Source organism: Pelomonas sp. KK5 (assembly GCF_001984095.1).
Lineage (GTDB): Bacteria > Pseudomonadota > Gammaproteobacteria > Burkholderiales > Burkholderiaceae_C > KK5.
In genome coordinates this window covers 21,408-32,863 of record NZ_LYVQ01000054.1, presented here as the reverse complement: position 1 = coordinate 32,863, position 11,456 = coordinate 21,408, and the positions used below count along the sequence as shown (strand labels likewise).

The window sequence follows — 11,456 nt, the reverse complement described above, 5'->3', positions numbered from 1 at the left end:
GGATCGGGATCGGGATCGGGATCGGGATCGGGATCGGGATCGGGATCGGGATCAGGGTCAGTGAGGTTCGTTCGCCGGATCGTGGGCCAGATCCTTGAAGTCCAGGCGTAGCGATCTCGCCGTCGGGGCGGGCCCCTCGCCGATCCGGCCCATGAACACGGCGCAGTCAGAGACGCGCTGCCCCACCAGATCCCCCAGGCGTTCGGCAACGCGATCGGCGCGGCGCAGTGCGTCCGGTGCCGACGGGGCGAAGTTGCGGCGCTGGCGCGCATAGCGCGTGAACACCAGCGGCGTGACCTCGGGCTGCAGGTTGAGGCCCAGCAGGGTTACCGTCAGCCAGAAGCTCTGCAGCGCGCGGCCGCCCTCGATGTAGTGCTGCATCGTCGTCGGCGGTTCCTTGGCGCAGACGACGAAGTGGGCGGCGCACAGGATGCCTGGCAGGAAATCCAGCTCGATGCGTGGCGCCCAGGTGCCAGCGAGGAAGCGGTTGAGAAACTGCACCCGTGACCAGCTCTTCATCGCCGGACGCATCATCATCAGCGTCATCTTGCTGGCTCCGAGGGCTGCGTCGGGGATTCGATCCTTGCTGAAACGGGTGTCCCACTCGATGATCTTGGCGTGGACCTGGTAGGCCTCCTTGATCGTCAGGCGCAGCTTGGCGGAGTGGAACATCAGCTTGGCGGTGCGAAGGCGCTGGCTGAAGCCCTCGATCAGATGGAGTTCGTGCCGACCGCCAACCGCTTCGCGCAGCCGTTGGCGTTCGTCCTCGCGCAAGGGGCGTGTGGTGAAAGGACGGCGCTGGACGCATCGCTTCTCGATGACCGCCGCCAGCGGGTTCGGCTGCATGCCGGGATCCCGGCGGAACGTCAGGTTGTAGATCGGGTGCGTGTCGACCGAGGAAGGGTCGAGTTGCATGTCGACGGCCATGCTCTCCGCGGAGGCTGCGATCTCGATGGTTTCCAGCAGGGCGCCGAGCGAGATATGGCTCGGATGGCCGTCCAGGTCGTAAACGCAGTGGCTGCGTGAATCGAATCCGTGGACCCGGACCGTCAGCCCGTCGATCGGGTCGAAGCGCCAATATTGATTATTGTCCCCGCTTGGGGCCCAGCGGGCCAGGGAGAGGATTTTCTCGATCGTGTTCTTGTCGTCGTTCATTTCTTTTCCCTCCAGATATTCGTGGTCCGGCCCGATGCCCTTGGGCTAACGACCTTCCTCGACTGACAAACGCATTTGAGCTCCTCCGGCCTTGCGGCACAATCGATTGGAGAACAACAGCCAGGACGGGACGCCATGACTGCAAGCACTCCATTTGACTACGACCGGGCTTTCTCGAGAAACATCGGTTGGGTCACGCGCGAGGAGCAGGCGAAGTTGCGCAAGGCCAAAGTGGCCATCGCCGGGCTTGGTGGTGTGGGGGGAGCCCATTTGCTGACCTTGTCGCGCCTGGGTTTGAGCCGATTCAATATCGCTGACTTTGATGATTTCGGGGTCCACAACCTGAATCGCCAGGTGGGGGCCTTCATGTCCACGGTGGACCAACCCAAGGCCGATGTGCTGGCGCGGATGGCTGCCGACATCAATCCTGGCGCTGAAATCGAGGTGTTCCACGATGGCGTGACGCCGGAGAATCTGGATCGCTTTCTCGATGGTGTCGATGTTTATGTGGACGGTATCGATTTCTTCTGCCTGCCGGCGCGACGCATGCTGTTCAAGGCCGCCTACGAGCGTGGCATTCCGGCCCTGACGGCCGCTCCGTTGGGCATGGGCGTGGCCTTCATGTATTTCAAGCCCGGTGGCATGAGCTTCGAGCAGTATTTCAAGGTCGACGGCCGGGCCGAGAACGAGCAATACGCCCGTTTCATCGCCGGCCTGTCTCCGGCGATGCTGCAGCGGGATTATCTGGTGGCGCCCGATGCGGTGAATTTCCAGGAGCGGCGCGGGCCCTCGACCATGATGGCCTGCGATATGTGTGCCGGCGTCATGGGGACCTCGGTCCTGAAGGTCTTGCTCAAGCGCGGGGCGCTTCGCGCGGCGCCGTGGGGCATGCAGTTTGACGCCTATCATCAAAAACTGCGCTTCACCTGGCGGCCGTTCGGTAATTCGAATCCCATCCAGCAGTTGATGCTCCTGATGATTCGCCCCCTGCTGGAGGGGCGCGGCAAGCCGGCCTGAGGCCGACTTCGGGCACCCATCCGCGGGGTGATTCGTGCCGTCCTGCCTCGGGCGGACGTTGGCGGCTCCAATGGGTGCGATGATGCGCTCTGTTGCGAGGATGGGACGGCGGTTGACGTTGTTGTCGAGAGCGTGAAGCTGTGCGCAGCCGTGCCTGCGCCGGTGCTGGTTGGCGGGCCCAGGACCCCAGGGGCCGTGTGGCATCATTCGCCGGCACTGCGCCGGGTTGCCGGGAACCTGGCCCTCGGGACGAGGTCTGATGCCGTATGGTTTAGAGAGGACGAGCCTTGAACAAGAAAATTGCCCTTTTGTCGCGCCGTTGGAGTCTTGCCGTCTGCGCCCTGATGTTGGGTCTGCTGGCCGGCTGTTCGAGCGGTCGCTATCCCGCGGCGCCGGTCAGCGCGGCCCCGATCGACTACAGCTATGTGATCGGCGCCGGCGACAACATCAACATCATCGTGTGGCGCAACCCGGAACTGTCGATGTCGGTGCCGGTACGGCCCGACGGGAAGATCTCCACCCCGCTGATCGACGAGATGGTGGCCCAGGGCAAGAATTCCGTCGAGGTGGCCCGCGAGATCGAGAAGAAGCTGTCGACCATCGTCCGGGACCCGGTCGTCACGGTGATCGTGACCAGCTTCGTCGGTCCTTACAGCGAGCAGATTCGTGTTGTCGGCGAAGCGGCCAAGCCGCAGGCGCTGCCGTTCAAGCAGAAGATGACGGTGCTCGACGTGATGATCGCCGTTGGCGGGCTGACCGATTTCGCGGCCGGCAACGACGCCACGATCCTGCGCTCGAGCGAAGGCAACAAGCAGTATTCGGTGCGCCTGAAAGACCTGCTCAAGCGGGGTGACGTTTCGGCCAACGTCGAGATGCGCCCGGGCGACATCCTGATCATTCCGCAGAGCTTCTTCTGATCCGCCGTAGCTGAGATCGCGCCAGATGGATTCCTTGATCGCGCAAGTCGTCGCCATCGCGCGGCGCATGTGGAAGTACCGGTGGCCCGGCCTGGCCGTGGCCTGGATCGTCGGCGTCGTCGGGGCGGTGGTGGTGTTCATCCTGCCGGACCGCTACGAGGCTAACGCGCGCATCTACGTGGACACCCAGTCGATCCTGAAGCCGCTGATGTCCGGTCTGGCCGTGCAGCCCAATGTCGAGCAGCAGGTCATCATGCTCAGCCGCACGCTGATCAGCCGCCCGACGGTGGAGAAGCTGATCCGCATGGCGGACCTGGACCTGAAGAATCAGTCCAAGGCCCAGCAGGAGGCCACGATCGACACGGTCACCAGGAACCTGTCGATCCAGAGCACGGCGCGGGACAACCTGTACACGCTCTCCTATCGCGATTCCGACCCCGAGACGGCCAAGCGGGTCGTCCAGTCTTTCGCTTCCATCTTCGTGGAATCCAGCCTCGGCAACGGCCGCAAGGATACGGCCACCGCGGCCACGTTCATCAACGAGCAGATCAAGACTTACGAGGCTAAGCTTGAGGAGGCGGAGTCGCGCGTCAAGGAGTTCCGCCTGAAGAACATCCAGGCAATGGCCAGCGACGGCAAGGATTCCGCGTCGCGCCTGGCTGAGATGTCAAGCCAGCTTGAGCGCGCGCGACTGGACTACCGCGAAGCCGTTAATGCCCGCGATGCAGCCAAGCAGCAACTGGATGCCGAGCGCAACCGTGGCCAGAACTCGACCGTGCAAAGCCTGCTTCAGGAGTCGGCAGTTTCGGTGGCTACGCCCGAGATCGATTCACGCCTGGATGCGCAGCGGCGCAACCTCGACGCGTTACTGCAGCGCTTCACCGAGCAGCATCCGGACGTCATCAGCACCCGCAAGATGATCAAGGATCTTGAGGATCAGAAGAAGAAAGAAGTGATCGAGTTGCGCAAGGCGGCGCTGGCTGCGCCGACGGTCGGTGGCACCACCGGCGGTACGCTGGCCACTCAGGAACTGACCCGGTTGATGGCGACCAGTGAAGTGCAGGTTGCCGCGATGAAGGCCCGTGTCGATGAGTACACCGCCCGCTATGCCCAGGCGCTCGCAGCCATCAAGACGGCGCCGCAGATGGAGGCGGAGGCCGCGCAGCTGAATCGCGATTACGCGATCCACAAGAAGAACTACGAAGATCTGGTGGCACGGCGCGAAGCTGCGTCGATTTCCGGTGACTTGGATGTGACTTCGGGTGTGGCTGACTTCCGTGTGATCGACCCGCCGCGCGTCTCGCCGCAGCCCGTGGCGCCGAACCGCCTGCTGCTGCTGGCCGGGGCGATGGTGGCGGCGCTGCTGTCGGGTGTCTTTGCCTCCTTCGCGGCCAGCCAGTTGCGGCCGGTCTTCCACGACGCCATCGACCTGCGCAACCGCGTGGAGTTGCCCATCCTGGGCGTGGTCAGCCGGCTGGTGACCGATGCAGACCGGCGCCTGCTGCGTGTCGACCTGATCCGCTTTGGCGCGGCGTCCGGCGCGCTGATCGGCCTGTTCGTGCTGGGCCTGACGGTCATGGCCATTCTTCTGAGTCGGCAGGTGGTTTGAATGAGTAGCCTGATTGAACAAGCGGCGCAGCGCCTGGAGCAATTGCGGCAGGCCGGTGTGGTGCTGCCCGAGGATACGGTGGCGCATCCGGTCAGGCAGGGCAGTGGCGAGCCGCAGGTCTTTCCTGCCACGCCTCGCTTGAGTGCGGAGGCACCGGTTGCCGCGCCGGTGACGCCGGCAAGCCCGGCTCCGGTTCTTGCTCCGACCGAGCCTCCCCATCACCCGCTGTCCAAGACGGTCGAACTGGATTTCGCCGCGCTGACGGCCCAGGGCTTCCTGATGCCCAACCTGGGGCGCTCGCATCTGGCGGACCAGTACCGCGTGATCAAGCGTCCGCTGATCAAGAACGCGATGGGGCGTGGCCCTGCCACGATCAACCATGCCAACCTGATCATGGTCACCAGCGCCCTGGCCGGCGAGGGCAAGAGCTTCACCGCGCTGAACCTGGCGCTGAGCATGGCCGCCGAGATGGACAACACGGTGATGCTGGTCGATGCCGACGTGGCCCGTCCCTCCGTGCTGCGGATGCTGGGGCTGCCGCAGGGCCCGGGCCTGCTGGACGTGCTGGAGGAATCGGTGGACATGTCCGAGGTGCTGCTGCGCACCAACGTCGACAAGCTGACCCTGCTGCCCAGCGGCACGCCCCACGCCCGCGCCACTGAGCTGCTGGCCAGCGACGCAATGCGCCAGCTGCTCGACGACATGGCCCAGCGCTATTCCGACCGCATCATCATCTTCGATTCGCCGCCCCTGCTGCTGACGACCGAATCGCGCGTGCTGGCCTCGCACATGGGCCAGATCGTCGTCGTCGTGCAGGCCGAGAAGACGCTGCAGAGCGCCGTCCAGCAGGCGCTGGCGACCATCGAGACCTGCCCCTTGAAGATGATGCTGCTCAACCAGGCCAGCGGCAACGCATCCGGCAGCTATGGCTACGGATACGGCTATGGCTACGGATATGGTTACGGCTACGGATATGGCAGCAATAATGAAGCGGCCAAGAGCTGAGGCCGTTCGTGATGGGCATGTACAGCAAACGGTGGCGTCTCCAGCGCCGGTGAGCCTTCGCGTCAGGGGGCTGGTGGCGCTGCTGCTCTCCGCGCTGGCGGGCTCGGGCGCCCTGGCCCAGGATGACACGGCCCAGCGCGGCCGCAGCGGCACGACCATCGTGCCCCGTGTGGGCGTGACGCAGACCCTGACCGACAACGTGGCGCTGAGCAGCACTGCCAGGGATGCGGCGCTCGTCACCCAGGTGTCGCCGGGCATCCGCATCGAGAGCCGCTCGGGCCGCGTGCGCGGCACTTTCGATTACGCGCTCAACGGCATCCTGTATGTCGGCTCGGATGCCAAGAACCAGGTGCAGAACGCGCTGTCCACGAGCGGTGTCGTGGAACTGATCGAGAACAGCGTCTATGTCGACGGGCAGGCCAGCATCGGGCAGCAGGCGATTTCGGCCTTCGGCCAGCAGTCGGGGAACAGTTCGCTCAGCAATCCCAACCGCACCGAGGTGGCGACCCTGAACCTGTCGCCCTACTGGCGTGGCCGGGTATCCAATATCGCCAGCTTCGAGTTGCGTGGCGGGGCGCAGGCCGCCAATACCAAGGATTCGATCGTCGGCGACACGCACACGGAGAGCCTGTCCCTGCGTGTCAACGGCCTGAGCGCGGGCCGACTGCAGTGGTGGGGGAGTGCGAACACGCAGACCTCGCATTTCCGCGCCGGCGATGCGAGCTACAAGAACTCGACGCTCAACCTCGGGCTCACCTACCGCCCCGACGTGGACTACGCCGTCACCGTCAATGGCGGTCCCGAGCGCTACGACTACGGCCGCGGCGCGCAGAGCAGCAGCAACTACGGCGTGAACTTCACCTGGACCCCCTCGCCCCGCACGCGCGCCGTGGCCGAGTGGCAGCGCCACCAGTACGGCAACGCCCACACGCTGAGCCTGGAGCACCGGATGGCCCGCTCGGTCTGGCGCTATTCGGACGTGCAGAGCGTCAACCTGAGCACGCCCAGCGGCACCAACCCGGTCGCCGTTTCGCTGTACTCGCTGTATCTGCAGCAGTGCATCGCGTCCCAGGCGGATCCCTCGATCTGCCCGGCATCGGTGACCGACTTCCTGATCGCGCGTGGCCTCGATCCGAATGCGCAGATCATCTCCGGCTACGTCGCCGCCAGCTCGCCCACCATCCAGCGGCTGCAGGATCTGTCCTTCTCGCTTGACGGGCTGCGCGACTCGGTCGTGGTGAGCCTGTCCCAGTCCACCAGTGGTCTTCTTCCAGGTGCGCAGGCTACCGGCGGCGACCTTGCGCTGACCTCGGAAGTCAAGCAGCGCGGCCTGACCGTCTCCGTGTCGCACCGGTTGACGCCGGACAGCAGCGTCACTGGCGCGCTGTCCGTGATGCAGAACCGCGGCACGCAGCCGAGCCTGGGCAATACCCTTCGCAACTTCACGGCCAACTGGAGCAGCCGACTCGGCCGGCAATTGTCCGTGTCTCTGGGCGCCCGCCATACCGGCTTCACCGGTTCCACGGGTTACACCGAGAATGCCCTGATCGCCAACCTGACCCAGCAGTTCTAGCCCATGTACGAATCCTTCTACGGGCTGAGCAGCAAGCCGTTCCAGCTGAGCCCCGACCCGAACTTCTACTTCGGCAGCAAGCAGCACCGCCGGGCCAAGGCCTACCTGGACTACGGCGTGCTGCGCAACGACGGCTTCATCGTCATCACCGGCGAGATCGGTGCCGGCAAGACCACGCTGCTGCGCGGCCTGCTGGACAGCTTGAACCGCAGCAACGTCGTCATCGGCAACCTGGTCACGACGCAGCTGGATGCCGAGGACACGCTGCGCATGGTCGGCGCCGCCTTCGGTGTGCGGGTCAAGGACCTGCCCAAGTCCGAACTGCTGATGACCCTGGAAGCCTTCTTCGTCAACCAGACCAGCCAGGGCAAGCGCTGCCTGCTGATCGTCGACGAGGCGCAGAATCTCAGCGGCCGCGCGGTCGAGGAACTGCGCATGCTGTCCAACTTCCAGTTCGGCAACCAATCGCTGCTGCAGACCTTCCTGGTTGGCCAGCCCGAGTTTCGCGGCATCCTGCAGCGGCCTGAGATGGAGCAGTTCCGCCAGCGCGTGGCGGCCACCTGCCACATCGGCCCGCTGGACGAGGACGAGACCCGCGCCTACATCGAGCACCGCCTCAAGTGCGCCGGCGGCAGCGGCAAGCCCACTTTCGACGCCGAGGCCTTCCCCGCCATCTTCAAGGCCAGCCAGGGCATCCCGAGGCGCATCAATTCGTTGTGCGACCGGCTGCTGCTGCTGGGCTTCATGTCCAACCGGACGCACCTGACGGTGACCGACGTCGGCGAGGTGCTGCGCGATATCGCCCAGGAGTCGGAGACGCCGCAGAAGGTCGTCTCCGCCGCGCCGCGCCTGAATGGCGGCTTTAACAACGGCGGCGGCGTGCACGAGGAGGGCGACGTCGCCCATATCGACCTGACCCGCCTGGCCCTCAGCGCCGAGGAACTGCAAGGCATCTCCGGCGAACTGTCGGCCCTGAGCAGCGAACAGCAGTCCGACCGCCTGCAGCGCCTGGAAGGCAGCCTGATGCGCCTGGAGCGCATCAACCTGCAGACCCTGAGCCTGCTGCAGCGCCTGGTCGAGTCCGTCAAGCCGCACTGAATGACCATGACGAACAACAAGAACTCCACTGCCGTGAAGGCGCCCGTGATGTGCGTCGTCGGCGCTCGTCCCAACTTCATGAAGATGGCGCCGATCCTGCGCGCGCTGGCCGCCCATGTGCCGCCGATCCCGGCGCTGCTGGTGCACACCGGCCAGCACTACGACACCGACATGAGCAAGAAGCTCTTCGTCGACCTGGGCCTGCCGCAGCCGGATATCAACCTGGAGGTCGGCTCCGGTACCCATGCCCAGCAGACCGCCGAGGTGATGAAGCGCTTCGAGCCGGCGATGGACGAGCACAAGCCGTCCTGCGTGCTGGTCGTCGGCGACGTGAACTCCACCATCGCCTGCGCGCTGGTGGCCTCGAAGAAGAACGTGCCGGTGGCGCACGTCGAGGCCGGCCTGCGCAGCTACGACCGGCGCATGCCCGAGGAGATCAACCGCGTCCTGACCGACCAGATCGCCGACCGCCTCTACACCACCGAGCGCAGCGCCGCGGACAACCTGGCGCGCGAGGGCATCCCGGCCGAGCGCATCTGCTTCACCGGCAACGTGATGATCGACTCGCTGGAGGCCAGCCGTCCGCACGCCCGTCCGCCTGTCGACTCGCTGGCCGCCCATGGCCTCGATGCCGGACTGGTGGCTGGCGAGTATGGCGTCGTCACGCTGCACCGCCCGTCCAATGTGGACAGCGCCGAGACGCTGAAGAGCCTGCTGACGGTGCTGGGCCAGGTGGCGCGCGACCTGCCGCTGGTCTTCGCGATGCACCCGCGCACCCGCAGCAACATCGAGCGCTTCGGCCTGCAGGCCATGCTCGACCCGGCCCGCATTGCCGTGCTGCCGCCGCAGGGCTATCTGGAGATGCTGGGCCTGATGGCCGGCGCCACGCTGGTGCTGACCGACTCCGGCGGCCTGCAGGAAGAGACGACGGCCTTGGGCGTGCCCTGCCTGACGCTGCGCGAGAACACCGAGCGACCGATCACGGTGGAGCAGGGCACCAACACGATGGTCGGCATCGAGCCGCAGGCGATCCTGCAGGGTGTCAGCGAGATCCTGGCCGGCCGCGGCAAGCGTGGCCGCGTGCCAGAGTTCTGGGACGGCCGCACGGCCGAGCGCATCGCGGCCGACCTGCACCAGTGGCTGGGGGCCTGAGGACGCGACCATGCTGATGCCCACCCGCACCCCGGTCATCCGCAACGCGATGACCATCGACGTGGAAGACTACTTCCAGGTCTCCGCCTTCGCGCCCTACATCGCCCGCGATGACTGGGACCGCCGCGAGTGCCGGGTCGAGCACAACATGGCGCGCATCCTCGCGCTGCTGGAGGAGCGCCAGGTCAAGGCCACCTTCTTCACGCTGGGCTGGATCGCCGAGCGCTATCCGCAGCTGGTGCGCCAGATCGTCGAGCAGGGCCACGAACTGGCGAGCCACGGCTACGGGCACCAGCGCGCCAGCGAACTGAGCCGCGAGGCCTTTGCCGACGATATCGGTCGCGCGAAGCAACTGCTGGAAGACTTGTCGGGCCAGGCTGTGCTCGGCTACCGCGCGCCGAGTTTCTCGATCGGCGAGGGCAATCTCTGGGCCTTCGACGTGCTGCGCGAGGCCGGCTACCGCTACAGCTCCAGCGTCTACCCGATCGCGCACGACCACTACGGCATGCCGGATTCCCCGCGCTTCGCCTATCCGGTGCGCGAGGGCCTGCTGGAGGTGCCGGTGACCACGCTGCGCGCGTTCAACCGCAACTTCCCGTCCAGCGGCGGCGGCTATTTCCGCCTGCTGCCCTATGCGCTGTCGCGCTGGATGATCCGCCAGGTCAATGCGGTGGACCAGCAGTCGGCGGTGTTCTATTTCCATCCCTGGGAGATCGACTCGGAGCAGCCGCGCATCCCGGGCATCGACGGCAAGACCCGCTTCCGCCATTACGTCAACATCCCGCGCACCCATGGCCGCATCGCCCAACTGCTGAGCGACTTCGCCTGGGGGCGGATGGACGAGATCTTCCTCGGGGCGCAAGCCCGGGCACGGGCCTGATGGCTGCGGCCATCGAGATCAGGCGCCTGCAGGCGCAGGACGCCGCGGGCGCGGCGCGCTGGGATGCCTTCGTGCTGGGCAGCCCCGAGGCCACCTTCTTCCATCGCGCCGGCTGGCTCGGGCTGATCGAGCGGCAGTTCGGCCACCAGGCCTTCTTCCTGTACGCCGAGCGGGCGGGCGAGATCGTCGGCGTGCTGCCGCTGGCCCAGGTCAAGAGCCGGCTGTTCGGCCATGCGCTGGTGGCGCTGCCCTTCGCCGTCTACGGCGGCGTGGCCAGCGCCGATGCCGAGGCCGCCGCGGCGCTGGAGCGGGAAGCCCAGGCCATCGCGCAGCGCCTGGGCGCCGAGCATCTGGAGTTCCGCAACATCGCCGCCCGGCATGCCGACTGGCCCACGCAGGACCTGTACGTCACCTTCCGCAAGGAGATCCTGCCGGAGGAAGAGGCGAACATGCTGGCCATCCCGCGCAAGCAGCGGGCGATGGTGCGCAAGGGCATCAAGAACGGCCTGCAGAGTCACATCGACGCCAACGTGGACCGCTTCTTCGCGCTCTACGCCGACAACGTCCACCGCCACGGCACGCCGGCCATGCCGAAGCGCTATTTCGCGGCGCTGCTGAAGACCTTCGGCACGGATGCCGAGGTACTGACCGTGACCGGGCCCGACGGCCGTCCGCTCAGCTCGGTGCTGAGCTTCTATTTCCGCGACGAGGTGCTGCCCTACTACGCCGGCGACGACGAGTCCGCTCGCGATCTCGCCGCCAACGATTTCAAGTACTGGGAGCTGATGCGCCGGGCCTGCGCCCGCGGCCTCAAGGTCTTCGACTACGGCCGCAGCAAGCAGGGCACCGGCTCCTACTCGTTCAAGAAGAACTGGGGTTTCGAGCCGACGCCGCTGCACTACGAGTACTGCCTGTACAAGCGCGACGCGATTCCCCAGAACAACCCGAACAATCCGAAGTACCAGCTGATGATCAAGACCTGGCGCCGCCTGCCGATCGGCGTGGCGAACTGGCTGGGGCCGTTCATCGTGCGCAGCCTGGGCTAGGGAC

10 protein-coding genes are annotated in these 11,456 nt (G+C 66.0%); 9 read left to right on the top strand and 1 reads right to left on the bottom strand.

The annotated features are described in order from the left end of the window. Positions 1-57 precede the first annotated feature (57 nt). Complete coding sequence (locus B0W88_RS10885) at positions 58-1,155, bottom strand: hypothetical protein (RefSeq protein ID WP_077034678.1); 1,098 nt, start codon at positions 1,153-1,155, stop codon at positions 58-60. Positions 1,156-1,290: 135 nt separating this feature from the next. Here B0W88_RS10885 and B0W88_RS10880 point away from each other — a divergent pair, with 135 nt between their 5' ends. The 9 genes from B0W88_RS10880 to B0W88_RS10840 all read left to right on the top strand — a co-directional run bounded on the left by B0W88_RS10880 (position 1,291) and on the right by B0W88_RS10840 (position 11,452). Then, entirely contained in the window at positions 1,291-2,172 is an 882-nt protein-coding gene (locus B0W88_RS10880) for a ThiF family adenylyltransferase (RefSeq protein ID WP_077034677.1), read from the top strand. A 344-nt stretch (positions 2,173-2,516) separates the two neighbouring features. Beyond that, entirely contained in the window at positions 2,517-3,089 is a 573-nt protein-coding gene (locus B0W88_RS10875) for an XrtA/PEP-CTERM system exopolysaccharide export protein (protein ID WP_077034676.1), read from the top strand. Positions 3,090-3,114: 25 nt separating this feature from the next. Next, positions 3,115-4,698 carry an XrtA system polysaccharide chain length determinant gene (locus tag B0W88_RS10870; RefSeq protein WP_077034675.1) on the top strand — a complete coding sequence of 528 codons (1,584 nt, stop codon included), beginning with the start codon at positions 3,115-3,117 and terminating at the stop codon, positions 4,696-4,698. Next, positions 4,699-5,703: an XrtA-associated tyrosine autokinase gene (locus B0W88_RS10865; protein WP_077034674.1), complete on the top strand. Its 1,005-nt coding sequence runs from the start codon at positions 4,699-4,701 to the stop codon at positions 5,701-5,703. Between the two features lie 49 nt (positions 5,704-5,752). Continuing rightward, on the top strand, positions 5,753-7,276 hold the full coding sequence (locus B0W88_RS10860) for a TIGR03016 family PEP-CTERM system-associated outer membrane protein (RefSeq protein WP_158080838.1): 1,524 nt from the start codon (positions 5,753-5,755) through the stop codon (positions 7,274-7,276). Positions 7,277-7,279: 3 nt separating this feature from the next. After that, positions 7,280-8,374 carry an XrtA/PEP-CTERM system-associated ATPase gene (locus tag B0W88_RS10855; protein WP_077034672.1) on the top strand — a complete coding sequence of 365 codons (1,095 nt, stop codon included), beginning with the start codon at positions 7,280-7,282 and terminating at the stop codon, positions 8,372-8,374. Further along, the gene (gene wecB / locus B0W88_RS10850) at positions 8,375-9,526 is read left to right on the top strand and encodes a non-hydrolyzing UDP-N-acetylglucosamine 2-epimerase (protein WP_198937815.1); all 1,152 of its coding nucleotides are present in this window, start codon (positions 8,375-8,377) and stop codon (positions 9,524-9,526) included. 10 nt (positions 9,527-9,536) lie between these two features. Further along, a complete protein-coding gene (locus tag B0W88_RS10845; RefSeq protein WP_233151682.1) occupies positions 9,537-10,406 on the top strand; it encodes an XrtA system polysaccharide deacetylase in 870 nt (289 codons plus the stop codon). Then, positions 10,406-11,452 carry a FemAB family XrtA/PEP-CTERM system-associated protein gene (locus B0W88_RS10840; protein ID WP_077034671.1) on the top strand — a complete coding sequence of 349 codons (1,047 nt, stop codon included), beginning with the start codon at positions 10,406-10,408 and terminating at the stop codon, positions 11,450-11,452. The genes B0W88_RS10845 and B0W88_RS10840 overlap by 1 nt, the downstream gene beginning before the upstream one ends. Positions 11,453-11,456 lie beyond the last annotated feature (4 nt).